The organism is Hyphomonas adhaerens MHS-3, assembly GCF_000685235.1.
Classification (GTDB): Bacteria; Pseudomonadota; Alphaproteobacteria; order Caulobacterales; family Hyphomonadaceae; genus Hyphomonas; species Hyphomonas adhaerens.
In genome coordinates, this window is record NZ_ARYH01000003.1 from 139,038 (window position 1) to 153,203 (window position 14,166).

Consider the following 14,166-nt stretch of genomic DNA (forward strand, 5'->3'; position numbering starts at 1 on the left):
GACGTGCAACACGTACGGTGGCAGGGCCGGATTGTGAATTTTGTGTGGTCTTTACCCCTCCACATCACCCGTTTCTGCCTCCGCTTCGACCGGTTCGGACAGCGGATTGCACCAGGTGAGGCCTTCCAGCCAGTCGCGCGGATCCCCGGCGCCCTGCACCGGTCCACCTGCCCCGTCCGCACCGCAGATGAATCCTGCGTCTTTCAGCCTTTGCGTTTGCGCTTCATTCGGGCTGATGCCTGATTTCTGGTACCGCAGAGCCGGCGCCTCTCGGTCGCCCAACGTCCAGGAAACGTCGAACCATTGCGACAGGGTCAGCATATAGCCGAGGCGGGGTTCAAGCGCTTCGAGGTCTGACCGGGCAAGATCAAGTTCGATCTCTGCCTGCCCCGCGCGCGGATGGTCGGGGGCGAGGGCCAGCATCGCCTCAAGGTCGGCCACGGCGCCGCGCCGGTTGTCCGCCGCCAGTCGGCGCAGGCTGCCACGCCGGTAAAGCGCTTCAGCCCGCTCGTCCTGTTTCAGCGACGGATCGGCCAGCAGCGCCGTCAGCGCTGCATCGGTTTGATAGGGGTTCGGCGCAGCTTCAGCTGCCGCCAGGCGGTCTGAAAAGGGAATGGCCGGCTCGGGCGCAGATGCGCAAGCGGCAGCGACGGCCAGCATCAGGGCCGCCAGAAAGGAACGGTAAACACGCATGACCGCACCTAACCGGGCTTCGCCCGGCGCCGCAAATTGCATTTCAGTTAGGCACTGCGTCAGGCCCGGGTCAAGCTCTGGCCAGACGCTCGATTTCGGCAATGTCGCCCCGGCCAAGCGCCTCGATGGCGCGGGCGGCGATATGCCGGGCGTTGAGACCGGCAGTCTCATACATGTTGTAAGGCGTGTCCTGGTCCTGGAATTCGTCCGGCAGCGTCATCGGCCGGATCTTCAGCCCACTGTCGAGCCCGCCGCTGCGTGCCAGGTATTCCAGAACGAAACTGCCAAAGCCGCCGGTGGCGCCTTCCTCAATCGTGATCAGGACTTCGTGCTCTTTCGCGAGCCGGTCGACCAGGTCTGTGTCCAGCGGCTTGGCGAAGCGGGCATCGGCAACCGTTGCCGACAAGCCCTGCGCGGCCAGCATGTCTGCCGCCTTCATCGCTTCGCCGAGGCGCGTGCCATAGGACAGGATCGCCACAGTGGTGCCTTCGCGGATGACCCGGCCCTTGCCGATTTCCAGCGGGGTCAGCACCTCCGGCATGTCCACGCCGACGCCTTCGCCGCGCGGATACCTGAAGGCGCTCGGCCGGTCGTCGATTTCCAGTGACGTCAGAACCATGCGGGCCAGTTCGGCCTCGTCGCCTGCCGCCATGCAGATCATGCCTGGCAGCGCGCCGAGATAGCCGATGTCGAAACTGCCGGCATGCGTTGCCCCATCGGCGCCGACGAGACCGGCGCGATCGATGGCGAAGCGCACAGGCAGCTTCTGAATGGCCACGTCATGCACGACCTGATCATAGCCGCGCTGCAGGAAGGTGGAATAGATCGCGCAGAACGGCTTCATGCCGTCTGCGGCGAGGCCCGCGGCGAACGTCACGCCATGCTGCTCGGCGATCCCGACATCGAAATGACGGTCAGGGAATTTTGCGGCAAAGATATCGGTCGACGTGCCGGAGGGCATGGCCGCCGTGATCGCGCAGATCCGGTCGTCCTTTTCCGCCAGCTGCGTCAGCGTCTGGCCGAAAACTTTCTGGTAGGCCGGCGCCTTCGGTTTCGGCTTGGACTGTTCGCCCGTGATGACGGAGAATTTCGAAACGCCGTGATACTTGTCGGCGGAATTCTCGGCCGGGGCGTAGCCCTTGCCCTTCTGCGTGACGACGTGGATCAGGATCGGCCCGTCACGCATGGCCTTCACGTTTTCGAGGATCGGGATCAGGACATCGAGGTCATGCCCGTCGACCGGGCCGACATAATAGAAGCCCAGTTCCTCGAACAGCGTGCCGCCCATGGCGAAGCCGCGCAGGAACTCCTCCGCACGCCGGGCCGGGCTTTCGAGGCCCATCGGCGCAACGACTTTCTTGGCAATCCGGCGCAGGCCGCGATACGGCCGCGAAGAGACAAGCTGAGAGAGGTGGTTGCTCATCGCCCCGACCGGCGGAGCGATGGACATGTCATTATCGTTCAGGATGACAATCAGGCGCGACTTGTCGGCGCCCGCATTGTTCATCGCCTCATAGGCCATGCCGGCTGACATGGAGCCGTCGCCGATCACTGCGATGACATTGGAATTCTCTTCCTGGATGTCCCGCGCCTTGGCAAAGCCGAGCCCGGCAGAGATCGAGGTCGAGGCATGGGCCGCCCCGAAGGGGTCGTATTCGCTCTCCGACCGTTTGGTGAAGCCGGACAGGCCACCACCCTGGCGCAGCGTGCGCATGCGGTCGCGGCGGCCGGTAAGGATCTTGTGGGGATAGCACTGATGGCCGACATCCCAGATCAGCTTGTCTTTCGGCGTATCGAAGATCGAATGAATGGCGACCGTCAGTTCGACGACGCCGAGGCCGGACCCGAGATGCCCGCCGGTCACCGAGACGACATCAATCACCTCTTCGCGCACTTCATTCGCGATCTGCTTCAGCTCTGCCCGCGAACGGCCTTTAAGGTCGTCGGGCGAGTCGATCGCGTCGAGCAGGCGGTTGGGTCTGGTGTCGGTCATCTTTCTGTCGGACCTTCTGGGTGACGGCGTTCTGTCTGTCTAGTGTGTTCTATCAAGAACAAAATCGACTGATTGCAGCAGTATATTGGCCTTTTCGCGAAAAATTGCGAGGTGTTCCTTCGCCTGGTCCGCCAGGAGCTGTACCCGCTGGCGGGCCCCGTCGATGCCCAGAATCGTAACGAAATTAGCCTTTCCGGCGTTTTCGTCCTTGGCCAGCGCCTTGCCAACCGCCTGCTCATCGCCGGTCGCATCCAGCAGGTCGTCGGCAATCTGGTAGGCCAGGCCGAGATCGTTCGAAAAGCCGGCCAGAGCACTGCGTTCCTGTTCATGCGCATGGCCGATGATTCCCGCCGCCTCGGTTGCGTAGGAGATCAGAGCGCCGGTTTTCAGGCGCTGCATGCGGGTGATCGTGTTCAGGTCACGGGGACTTTCGCTCTCCAGCATGTCGATCATCTGGCCGCCCACCATGCCCCGCGCCCCCGCGGAATCGGCGAGCCGCTCGATCAGCCTGGCCCGCACTTCGGCGTCCGGATGAGTCTCCCGGGACGAGAGGATCTTGAAGGCCAGCGTCAGCAGGGCATCGCCCGCCAGGACGGCCGTCGCTTCGTCGAACGCTTTGTGGACCGTCGGCTGGCCGCGGCGGAAATCATCGTCATCCATGCAGGGCAGGTCATCATGCACCAGCGAATAGCAATGCACGCACTCCAGCGCCGCCGCCGCCCGCAGGAGCGACTTTTCCGGCGCGTCGAACATGGCACCGGCTTCCAGCAGGAAGAAGGGCCGCATGCGTTTTCCGTTGGCGAGGGCGGCATGACGCATCGCGCGCATCAGGTCTGCCTCCGGCCCGGACGCGGGCGGGATCAGCTGGTCCAGCGCCACCGTCACCTTGTCGGCAACTTCCTTCAGGCGCAGATCGAAGTCGATCACCTCCCCCATGGCAGGCCTAGTCGAAGCTTGCAGGTTCTGTGGAGGGGCCGCTGGCCCCCTGCACGATCTGTTCGACCTTCAGTTCCGCTGCCTTGAGACGCGATTCGCAATGCGCCTTCAGGGCGGCGCCGCGTTCATAGATGGCGATCGATTTTTCAAGCTCGACCTCACCAGCTTCCAGCTGGCGCACGATGCCTTCGAGTTCGGCAAGCGCCTCTTCGAAGCTCATCTTGTCGACGGGTTTTTCCTTCGGGTCTGCCATGTCGCCTCACGTTTCGGATCGCCCGGACACTAGAGCCGTGCCGGGCCCATCACAACCTCTGTCAATTCGATTTCGACCCGGGATTCACCGGTATTCGTAGACGCGGAAACTCCAATAGGAATCTCCACCGTCGCGGACGCATTTCCAGCCGAGCTTCTTCAGCTCCGGCCGCATCATGCGATTGAACCAGCCATGCGCGGCCAGGTAGACCTTTGCATCCTCGGACGCTTCGTGCAGCTTCTGCGCCGCTTCCATGGCCCGCAGACGCGCCTGGACGACGCTTTCCCCGTCCAGCGCATGACCGTTCAGCCAGGCCGCCCGGGCAAGGATGTTCCACGTTTTCGGAAGGTAGCGCACCCGCGGCAGCATCGGCGGCGGCAGCGGGGCCTCGTTGAAGATCGGGTCATTTTCCGCCGTCATGTGCGGCGCCGCGCGGGCAGCCGTTTCCTGTGCGCGGATGCGGCCGGACGCGAAGACGAGGTCGGCATCCTTCACCGCGTCTTTCAGAGCCTGCGGCGCGACCTGCCCCTCGGCCAGCGGGCTTTCCTCGTAGCGGGCCCACCAATCCTTGTACTGGCGCCAATCGAGCCGCGGCCCGGCGGTGCGGTCCAGCGCAGGCTTGCCGTGACGCGAAATCACGATGGGGCCGCGCCGGCCTGCTGTCGATGTCGATCCTGGCATCGCCGTGCGGTCCGTCCGTTCTAGTCCGATAGGGCGAATTGCCCCGCGAACTTCCAGCCACTAGCGAGGTTGGCCGGAAGCGACAAGGCAGTAATCCCGGCTTTCCAGCGGGCTACAGTCCCTTCCACACCCGTTTCGGGCACTTCTCGCCATCCATCAGCTTGCAGCGATAGAAGCTCATCAGGACCGTATCGGCCCGTCCCATCAGGTGATCCATCGGCACGAAGCCGACGGATGCCTCTTTCGGGTCAACGGCCAGCGGACACCCTGCCCGATCGACCACATTGCCGACCGGCGGGCAGTGGCCGGACAGGAAACGGCTGTCGAGCGAATTGTCCCGGTTGTCGCCCATCATGAAGACATGGCCCTTGGGCACGATGAACAGCACCGTATTGTCGCCCCGGTCACCCGCTTCCTGGCGGTCGGTCATCCAGCTTTTCCCGTCTTCCGCCGTCTCGCGCCATTCATATGCCGTCGCCACCCAGTTGGTGCCGTGCGGAACATAGCGGACGGAGCGGACATATTCGCTCGGAAGCGGTTCGCCATTGATGTAAACCTGCTCGTCGATCATCTGGACCTGATCGCCCGGCAGGCCGATCACGCGCTTGATCATCACCTTGCCGGCGTGCGGATGCTCGAACACGACGACATCGCCGCGCTTCGGGTCACGCGCAAAGATGCGCCCCTTCGGCAATGGCAGGTAGCGGCCCAGGCTGAACGGCAGCGAATAGCGGTCATAGCCATAGGCGAACTTGGCCACCGCCACGCGGTCAGACACCTGAAGCGTCGGCACCATGCTTTCGGAGGGGATCACGCGCTGCTCGTAAGCGAGGCCGGAGAACAGCATGAACAACGGAACGAACACAGCCAGCGTGGCGCCCCATTCCTTCAATTCCTGCTTCACCTTGTCGGCGAGTGTTGTGGGCGCGTCGTCGGCGCCCTGCGCGGCCTTTTCGCCATCTCGTGCCATCGAGGCCTCGCTATCGTCTTTCAAGAGGGGCCTTTCTTAGACGAAATCCCAACTGATTGCGAAGCCGAAAACTGCCAATAGGCTGCGAATGAAGTCAGGCAGCGAGATGATAGAGCGTGACACCGTCCGGCCCGGGCTCGGCTTTCACCTCACCGCGATAGATCAGACAGTTCAAATGGGCCAGCGCTTCGCCGGTTGCCATGCCCTGTTCGTCCAGTGCGATTTTCCGCCCGAAGATCGCGACGAACGTGTCCAGCACCTTGCGCGGACGCTCGGCGAGCCGCTGTTTCAAACGCTCCAGCGCCACTTCATGGCCGTCGATCAGATGCCGCAGGCGTTTGTGCGCGCCGCGGAACGGCTCGTTATGGGCCGGCAGCACCAGCACATCCGCCGGCAGGCGCTCCAGCAATTTCTCGCAGCTCGACATCCAGTCCAGCAGCGGGTTTGCCGCCGGTTCGGTCGGGTGGACCGACACATTTGAGGAAATGCGCGGCAGCAACTGGTCCCCTGAGATGACGATATTCTGAGCCGGACAGAACAGGCAGGCATGTTCCGGCGAGTGGCCGTTGCCGGTGATCACTTCCCAGGTTTCACCGCCCATCTCGAACGTGTCGCCATCGCTGAGGCGGAAGAAGCTGTCCGGCATTTTCGAAACGCCGCGGCCAAACCCGCCGAAGCGCTCGCGGTAATTATCAAGTGCCGCCTCGTCCCAGCCGGCCTTGCGATAGAAGCTGACCCCGGCCTCCGGCGCCTCCCGGCCCGTGTCCGAAATCAACATGCGGCACGTCGTGTATTCCAGCCGGCTCATCCACAGTTCGGCCCCGTACTTGTAGCAGAGCCAGCCTGCGCAGCCGACATGATCGGGGTGCATGTGCGTGACGATCACGCGCTTCAGGGGCTTTTCCGGCGTAACGCGCGATTCGAGGATGGCCTTCCAGGCGTCCCGCGTTTCCTTCAGCGGCATGCCCGTATCGACGATCGTCCAGCCATCGTCATCCTCGATCAGCCAGACATTGATGAACTTCAGGGAGAAAGGCAGCTCCATGCGAATCCACTGGATACGCGGCGTGATCTCCATCATCCCGCCATGATCGGGGGCCGCCTCACCGTGCAGGTAGTCCAGCCCGGGGCGCTTGGGTGTCTTTGTTGTGAATCCGTCCATGCCGCCAGAATAGGCCGGGCGTTCAACCCGTCGAGCCGTCACGCAAGGTCAGCTATTTGATCGGCGACCGCTTGCGGGGTCCCAGTTTCGTGCGCTTGAACTTCGGGCCGCGCATCGGATTGACGGGCTTTTCTTCCCTGCTGTCAGGCTTGCGGTCACCGCGCGGCGGACCGCTTTTTCCGCCCGGCTTGCCGGATGGCTTTCCTGGACGCGGCGGACGGTCGGGCCGTTCACCTCGGGCCGGGCGTTCGCCGCGCTGAGGCCGCTCCCGCGTTTCGCGCGGCGGGCGGTCCTGCGCCTCCCGCGGGGCACGGGGGCTCGACGGGCGCGGGCTGGGCGCCGCACCGCTGAGCAGGGCGTCACGCTCGCGCGCGCTGATCGGGCGCCACTTGCCTTCGGGCAGGCCCGCCAGTTCCAGCGAGCCGACGCGCACGCGCATCAGGTCTGCGACGCGCAGGTCCACCAGCTGGCACATGCGGCGGATCTGGCGGTTGCGGCCCTCGTTCAGCACGAAGCGCAGCTCGTGCGCCTTCACCTGGTCCACCTGCGCCGGCTTCAGCTTGCGCCCGTCCAGCTCCAGGCCATGGCGCAGCAGGGCCAGCTTGTCCGGCGTCACTTCGCCCTTCACCTTGACCAGATATTCCTTGTCGACCGTGCTCTCAGGCCCGATCAGCGCCTTCGCCAGAACCCCGTCTTCCGACAGGACGAGCAGGCCGCGGCTGTCCTTGTCGAGGCGGCCGAGCGGCGCGAGCTTGTTGTAGCGGCCGGGAATCGCGTGTGCCTTGCCGGACAGCGTCTCGGCCGTAATCAGGCGCACGGCGGGAATTTCACCTGCTTCAGGCGTGCCAGAGACGATGCCTTCCGGCTTGTGGAAAATCAGCGACAGCCTGTTGTCCAGCTGGCGGGTCGCCTTCTGCAGCAGGGTCAGCGTCTGGCCGGCCTCGATCTTCTGCCCGGCGATCGCCGCTTCGCCATCGACCTTGACCAGGCCCTTCAGGATCAGCGCATCCGCCTCGCGGCGCGAGCAGACACCTTCCTCGGCAAGCCACTTGTTGATGCGCAGCGGCTCCGCGCCTTCATAAGTCTTTGTCCAGGCCATGATGTGTGGGTTTCCTGCCGCTTCTGGCGCCTGTCTTATCGGCCCCTCGGCCGCCCCGCAACCGACGCGCTCACTGTTGGATAAGCCGCCCCTCAGGCAATCACGAACACCCTATATACACCGTATATGGACCATCTATACGGCCAGCCCGGCCCTGAAATACCCGCTGTCACATTTCCCCCATCGACAGACAGGCAGGATTCTCCGATAAGCCCGCCTCCATGAAAACCGCCTCCGCCCCCTGGCTCGCTTTTGCGCTCCTGCTGCTCGGCACGACTCTCGGCCTTGCCGGGACAGACCTGGTGCTGCCCGCCGTGCCCGGCCTGCCGGATGTGCTGGGCGGCAGCGCAGCCATGGCACAGCTGGTGCTGGCCGCGTTCGTCGCGGGCACCTGCGTAGGCCTGATCCTGTTCGGCGAGCTTGGCGCACGCACCGACCAGCGCGCCCTGCTGATCTCCAGCCTCATCGCCTATGCCCTCGTTTCGCTGGCCTGCGCGCTGGCGCCGTCCCTGCCCGCACTTGTCGGCCTGCGGTTCCTGCAAGGCCTGTCGGGTTCGGCCGCCGCCGTGTTTGCACCGGGCATGATCCGCGCCATGTTCAGCGAGGCTGGCGCCGTGCGCGCGCTGGGCCTGATGGGCAGCGTCGAGTCGCTGGTGCCTGCCCTTGCCCCGGTCGCTGGCGTCTGGCTGCTGGCCGCATTCGGCTGGACCAGTTCGTTCTACGTGATCGCCGCGCTCAGCCTTGCCGTCGCCCTCCTCGTCCGCGGGCTCGGGTCCAGCCTGCCGGTGCCGCCGCCAACGCGCGGCGAAGGCAGCTATTTCCGTCTACTGATCAATCGCGCCTATCTGCGTTATGCCCTCAGCCAGGCGTTCACGCTCGGCGGCCTGTTGATCTTCGTGTTCGGCGCCCCGGCGATGATGACCAAGGCGCTGGGCCTCAGCCTCAATGCCTTCATCCTGATGCAGGTGACCGGCATCGCCTTCTTCGTCGTGGCCTCCAACATCGCTGGCCGCCTCGCGGACATGGTCGGGCCGGAGCGGATGATCCTGCTTGGCTCGGGCATCTCGGCGCTGGGCCTCATCGGCCTTACCGTCTATGGCCTGAACGGCGCAGCGGACGCGCGGGTCATCACGGCACTGTTCGTGCCGGTGAACCTCGGCCTCGGCCTGCGCGGCCCGCCGGGTTTCTTCCGCGCGATCCTGGCTTCGGACGGGGACGACGCCCGCGGCGCGGCCCTGGTGATCCTGTTCATCCTCGCCACGACCGCCATCGGCACGGCCATCGCCGCCCCGTTTGTGACAGCAGGACTGGCCCCGCTGGCAGGCATTGCGGCGGGCGGATCCTGCCTGTCCGTGATATTGCTGTTGACCCTGCCGGGACTGAAAGCCCAGTAAACGCGCGAAATTTTCAGCATTCTGAATAATTTATTTCAGAGAAAAGCAGGTTTACCCTTGTGCCGGGCTGAAAAACCCCTAAATGAGCGTTTCGACTTTTCGCCGGACAATCAGGCATGGACTGTCAGGGTTACCCCTGCCGCTTTATTCAGAGACCTCCCAAACAAAACTCGAACTTCCGCGAGCCCGCATGTCGCAGGCCCGCACTATATACAGGAGTGTCCCATGACTAGTGGCACCGTAAAATTCTACAACGATCAAAAAGGCTTCGGCTTTATCGCTCCGGAAGACGGCAGCACGGACGTTTTCGTTCATGCCACCGCACTTGAGCGCGCCGGTATGCGCATCCTGACCGAGGGCCAGAAGGTTTCCTTCACCACGGCAGTCGACAAGCGCAACGGCAAAACCGCCGTCGACACGATCGAAGCCGAATAGTCCTTCCGGACTATCAGGTTAAGAAAGGCCGCTTCCCTCGGGAGGCGGCCTTTTTCTTTGGGGGCTATTCCTCTCCGTCCTCCGCCGGTTCCATGACCAGCGACACAGACCCGACGCGGAAGCCGAACCAGCCGACCGTCGCCGTGTTCAGAACTTTTCCGTCTACGTCATTTGCCAGAACATCCCGGAAGCGGACCTTGCGGCCCTTGCCGTTCTCCGACGGCAACCGGACGTCATATTCGAGCCGGAACACGTCGCCATCCTGAAAGCCGCGCGCGGTGCCGACCACGTCTTCGCGGGTGCCGGTGTATTCGCCCGGCGCGACGCGTTGGAGTTTCCAGGTCTTCTTGTCCTTTTCGCCATCGTCATAGACGAAGTCTTCGACCAGGGTGAACGTCTGGCCGTCCCATGTGCCGGTCAGCTGGGCGGTGAAGGTTCGGTGCACACCGGTGATGGCCTTGAACTCGCCCCGGGCCACATGGGATCCGGCAAGGTCCCGTTCGATGACGAAAGCCCCGCCATTGGCGGCCTCCGGCACGGGTGGCCGGGTGGCGCAGGCGGTGACAAGGGCGAGGGCGGCGAGAGCTGGAAGTTGTTTTTTCATGCCCCTGTTACGGGGCATGCCGGTGATCGGATGACTGCGCACAGCGCGAGCCAGTCCGCAGAGCGGCGCAAGCCCGATCAGACCCCGAACAACGCCTCGCTGCCTTCCAGGAAGGTCTGGCCGCCTTCGACGATGCCCGGCACACGGCCCGGCGCTTCAGCGAGCGCGGTTTCGGCGAAGAAGCCGGCAAGGGCCAGGTTGCGGGCGCGGCTGGCCGGGTCGCTTGACCGGGCGGCGGTCGCGGCGCGCGTCAGGAAGTGGCCGCCGATCACGTCGCCTGCCAGCGCGAGATAGGCCGTCGCCCCGGCGAGCGCCTTGTCCTGATCGCGCTCTTTCATGGCCGCCAGCATCCAGTCGGTCGCTTCGCGCAGGGCGTCGGCCCCGGCGCGCAAACGGTCCGCAATCTGAACAAGCTGCGGCTCGTTCGTCGCGCGGGCTTCGCGGATGGTGGCATCAATGTCGCCAAGGATCAGGCGCATGGACTCGCCATTCGTGCCTGAGAGTTTCCGCCCCACCAGGTCGATCGCCTGAATGCCGTTCGTGCCTTCATAAATCGGCGCGATACGGGAGTCGCGATAGAGCTGGGCTGCCAGCGTCTCGTTCATGAAGCCCATGCCGCCATGGATCTGCAGGCCGAGGCTGGCAACGTCGACGCCCATGTCGGTGGACCACGCCTTGGCGATCGGCGTCAGCAGGTCTTCGCGCAGCTTGGCGGCGTGGCGCGCCTGCTCGTCTGTTGCCGCGTCGGCAAGGTCTGCCGCAACGCCGCAGGCATAGCAGATGGCGCGGGCTGCCGCGACGCGGGCGCGCATGGTCGTCAGGGTACGTCGCACATCGGCATGGTGCAGGATCGGGGCGGGGCCATCGACGCCCGGCGCCTTGCCCTGCTTGCGCTCCTGCGCGTATTCGAACGCCGCCTGATAGGCCGCCTCGCCCACGGCAACGCCCTCAAGGCCGACATTCAGCCGCGCCGAGTTCATCATCGTGAACATGCAGGCCAGGCCCTTGTTGGCTTCACCGATCAGCCAGCCCGTGGCGCCGTCATACTCCATCACGCAGGTGGGGGAGGCGTGGATGCCGATCTTCTTTTCCAGGCCGATACATTTCAGGCTGTTGCGTTCGCCGAGGCTGCCGTCTTCACCGACGAGGAATTTCGGCACCAGGAACAGCGACACGCCGCGCGACCCGGCCGGCGCATCCGGCAGGCGCGCCAGGACCAGGTGGATGATGTTCTCGGCGATGTCATGGTCGCCCCAGGTGATGAAGATCTTCTGGCCGCTGATCGCGTAGGAGCCGTCATCATTCGGCACGGCTTTTGTCTTCAATGCGCCGACATCGGACCCGGCCTGCGGCTCGGTCAGGTTCATCGTGCCGGTCCAGTTCCCGGCGACGAGGTTCGGCAGATAGGTCTGCTTCTGCGCGTCGGTGCCATGCGCCAGCAAAGCCTCAATCGCACCGAAGCTGAGCATCGGGCAGAGGCCAAACGCCATGTTCGCCGAATGGACCATCTCCATCACGGCCAGCGCCAGCGTCTTTGGCAGGCCCTGTCCGCCCCATTCCTCCGGCGCCGACAAGCCCATCCAGCCGCCTTCACGGAACTGGGCATAGGCCTCAGCAAAGCCGGGCGCAGCCTTGACGCCATCCTCTGTCAGCACAGCGCCCGCCGCATCGCCCGGCTGGTTCAGCGGGGCCAGCACATCGCGGGCAAGCTTTGCGGCCTCGTCCAGAATCGGTGCGATCAGATCCGGATCGTAGGACTCGAAGCCCGGCAGGCCCTCCAGCTTTGGCAGGCCGGAAACCGACTGCAGCGCGAAGGCCATGTCCTGGATCGGGGCTTCATAGGCCATCAATTTATCTCCGATAGTGCATAAGTGATATTGGGCGCAGGCTTTAGCGCACCTGTGGCGACTGTCCAGCGGCGCACTATACTGTGTGGCAACCTGAGCAACAAAAGGCACTAACACCCATGCGCACATTCCTCCTTTCCGTTTCTGCAATTGCCCTCGTCGCCTGTGGCGCCCCGGCAACCAGCGAAGCAACCCCAGCTGCCCCGGAAACGGCCGCGGCTGAAACCACGGCAGGCCCTGCCGAAGCCCCGGCACCGGAACTCGGCCCGGCCGGCACGTATGAACTCGACCCCAGCCACGCCTCGCTGACCTGGAAAATCAGCCATTTCGGCCTGTCCAACTACACTGCACGCTTTACCGGCATTTCCGGGACGCTGGATTTCGATCCGGAAGACCTGTCGGCCAGCCAGCTGGACATCACGGTCGACCCGACCTCTGTCGAGACCGATTACCCGTTTGATTTCAAGGCTGGCCACCCGGACAGCCCGTTCGACACGTTCGACCAGGAAATCTCCGAGAGCGAGACCTACTTCAATTCCACGGCCTTCCCGGCCATCACGTTCAAGTCCACCGACGTCACCGCGACCGGCGCCAATACCGGCACGGTCACCGGCGACCTGACCTTCCGCGGTGTCACCAAGCCGGTGACGCTGGACGTGACCTATAATGGCACCGCCAGCTTCCCGTGGGCACCGGATTCGCCTCGCCTGGGCTTCTCGGCCACAGGCACGATCAAGCGCTCCGACTTCGGCCTCGACTTCATGGTGCCGAGCCTCAGCGACGAGGTGGACTTGCTGATCGAAACAGAATTCGCCAAGGCAGCAGACGCCAGCGAATCTGAGTAAGGCCCCATTCCATGCATGCTCCATCCTCCAATCGATACACAGTCGTCGCGATCCTCCTCCATTGGGCGATCGCGGCCCTGATCCTGTTCATGATCTGGCTGGGATGGAACATGGAAGACAATGAAGCCCGCTTCCAGCTGCACAAATCGATCGGGATCGCGATCCTGTTCCTCAGCGTGGCGCGGGTGCTGTGGCGGTGGCGCAATCCACCGCCGCCATTGCCCGACGACATGACGCCGTGGGAGAAACGCCTCTCCCACGGTGTTCATATCGGGTTCTATGCCCTGATGATCGGCCTGCCGCTGCTCGGCTGGCTGCTGGTCTCGACGTCCAAGTTCCAGGTCTCGACCGTCCTGTTCGGTACGGTCAGCTGGCCCCACCTTCCGTTCACAGAAGGCCTGCGGGGCGGGGTGGTCCACGAGATTGTGGAATTCCTGCACTCCAAGGGCGCCTGGGTCCTGATCGTGCTGCTCGGCCTGCATGTCGCGGGCGCCGTGAAGCATGAAGTTGCCGCGGAACAAGGCGTGTTCAAGCGGATGATCCCCGGCCTGTTCGGCCGCCCGCATTCGCCCCCGCCACCCAAAGGCTATGCGATCGCGTTCGGCGGCGCAGCACTCCTGTTTGCGATCATCGCCGCTGTGCCGCTGATGAAGTCCGCGCCCCCCGCACCGGCAGGCCCCGCATCGACCGGCACCGTTCCCGCGGACGCCGGCAACTGGGAGATCGACGGCGAAACCTCCGAGATCGCCTTTGCCGGCACCTATCAGAACAAGCCGTTCTCCGGCACGTTCACGCGCTGGAATGCGAATGTCCTGTTCGACCCGGAAGACCTGGAAGGCTCCGCCGTCACGGTCGAGGTCCAGCCCGGCTCGGCCCAGACCGGTACCAAACTCTATGACGACACGCTGCAAAGCGGCGAATGGTTCGACACAGGCACGTATCCGGTCGTGAAGGTCAGCCTGATCAACTTCGCGGCCGCACCGGATGGCGGCTACACCGCCGAAGCCTCGCTGCTGGTGAAGGAGCAGGCAGTCAACGTGCCGTTCGACTTCAGCCTCATGATCGAGGGCGACACCGCCACCTTCGAGGGCACCACCACGCTCTCGCGCGCGGGCCTGAACCTTGGCCAGCAGTCTGACCCCGGCGGAGACTGGGTGAGCGACGACGTCACGGTCACCGTCAAAGGCACCGCCACCCGCCGGGAATAATGCGGCGGCGGCTTCCTGCCGGGCGGGACGGGTGCTAAGGCGCGCT

Annotated in this window: 14 protein-coding genes; 4 read left to right on the top strand and 10 right to left on the bottom strand. The window is 64.4% G+C overall.

What is annotated here, in order from left to right; all coding sequences use genetic code 11:
- Positions 1-51: 51 nt before the first annotated feature.
- The 8 genes from HAD_RS14935 to HAD_RS14970 form a co-directional block, all read right to left on the bottom strand.
- Complete coding sequence (locus tag HAD_RS14935; RefSeq protein WP_156942304.1) at positions 52-693, bottom strand: hypothetical protein; 642 nt, start codon at positions 691-693, stop codon at positions 52-54.
- Positions 694-763: 70 nt separating this feature from the next.
- Positions 764-2,686: a 1-deoxy-D-xylulose-5-phosphate synthase gene (dxs, locus tag HAD_RS14940; protein WP_035573156.1), complete on the bottom strand. Its 1,923-nt coding sequence runs from the start codon at positions 2,684-2,686 to the stop codon at positions 764-766.
- 39 nt (positions 2,687-2,725) lie between these two features.
- Positions 2,726-3,622: a polyprenyl synthetase family protein gene (locus HAD_RS14945; protein ID WP_051596355.1), complete on the bottom strand. Its 897-nt coding sequence runs from the start codon at positions 3,620-3,622 to the stop codon at positions 2,726-2,728.
- Between the two features lie 7 nt (positions 3,623-3,629).
- A complete protein-coding gene (locus tag HAD_RS14950) occupies positions 3,630-3,875 on the bottom strand; it encodes an exodeoxyribonuclease VII small subunit (RefSeq protein ID WP_035573158.1) in 246 nt (81 codons plus the stop codon).
- An 84-nt stretch (positions 3,876-3,959) separates the two neighbouring features.
- Positions 3,960-4,556: a histidine phosphatase family protein gene (locus tag HAD_RS14955; protein WP_035573160.1), complete on the bottom strand. Its 597-nt coding sequence runs from the start codon at positions 4,554-4,556 to the stop codon at positions 3,960-3,962.
- A 112-nt stretch (positions 4,557-4,668) separates the two neighbouring features.
- Positions 4,669-5,550 carry a signal peptidase I gene (gene lepB / locus HAD_RS14960; protein WP_241765384.1) on the bottom strand — a complete coding sequence of 294 codons (882 nt, stop codon included), beginning with the start codon at positions 5,548-5,550 and terminating at the stop codon, positions 4,669-4,671.
- Positions 5,551-5,620: 70 nt separating this feature from the next.
- The gene (locus HAD_RS14965; protein ID WP_035573162.1) at positions 5,621-6,688 is read right to left on the bottom strand and encodes an MBL fold metallo-hydrolase; all 1,068 of its coding nucleotides are present in this window, start codon (positions 6,686-6,688) and stop codon (positions 5,621-5,623) included.
- 52 nt (positions 6,689-6,740) lie between these two features.
- Entirely contained in the window at positions 6,741-7,787 is a 1,047-nt protein-coding gene (locus HAD_RS14970) for a pseudouridine synthase (protein WP_084331997.1), read from the bottom strand.
- 221 nt (positions 7,788-8,008) lie between these two features.
- Between HAD_RS14970 and HAD_RS14975 the strand changes: the two genes are divergently transcribed.
- Together HAD_RS14975 and HAD_RS14980 are read left to right on the top strand one after the other, a co-directional pair.
- The gene (locus HAD_RS14975) at positions 8,009-9,181 is read left to right on the top strand and encodes an MFS transporter (RefSeq protein WP_035573164.1); all 1,173 of its coding nucleotides are present in this window, start codon (positions 8,009-8,011) and stop codon (positions 9,179-9,181) included.
- Between the two features lie 225 nt (positions 9,182-9,406).
- Entirely contained in the window at positions 9,407-9,616 is a 210-nt protein-coding gene (locus HAD_RS14980) for a cold-shock protein (protein ID WP_035573165.1), read from the top strand.
- 64 nt (positions 9,617-9,680) lie between these two features.
- Here HAD_RS14980 and HAD_RS14985 read toward each other — a convergent pair whose 3' ends face one another.
- Both HAD_RS14985 and HAD_RS14990 read right to left on the bottom strand, forming a co-directional pair.
- Entirely contained in the window at positions 9,681-10,220 is a 540-nt protein-coding gene (locus tag HAD_RS14985) for a DUF3833 family protein (RefSeq protein WP_035573166.1), read from the bottom strand.
- A gap of 77 nt (positions 10,221-10,297) precedes the next feature.
- Positions 10,298-12,067, bottom strand: a complete 1,770-nt coding sequence (locus HAD_RS14990) for an acyl-CoA dehydrogenase family protein (protein ID WP_035573167.1) — start codon at positions 12,065-12,067, stop codon at positions 10,298-10,300.
- A 119-nt stretch (positions 12,068-12,186) separates the two neighbouring features.
- Here HAD_RS14990 and HAD_RS14995 point away from each other — a divergent pair, with 119 nt between their 5' ends.
- Positions 12,187-12,912 carry a YceI family protein gene (locus tag HAD_RS14995; protein WP_035573168.1) on the top strand — a complete coding sequence of 242 codons (726 nt, stop codon included), beginning with the start codon at positions 12,187-12,189 and terminating at the stop codon, positions 12,910-12,912.
- A gap of 11 nt (positions 12,913-12,923) precedes the next feature.
- Entirely contained in the window at positions 12,924-14,120 is a 1,197-nt protein-coding gene (locus HAD_RS15000; RefSeq protein WP_035573169.1) for a cytochrome b/b6 domain-containing protein, read from the top strand.
- Positions 14,121-14,166 lie beyond the last annotated feature (46 nt).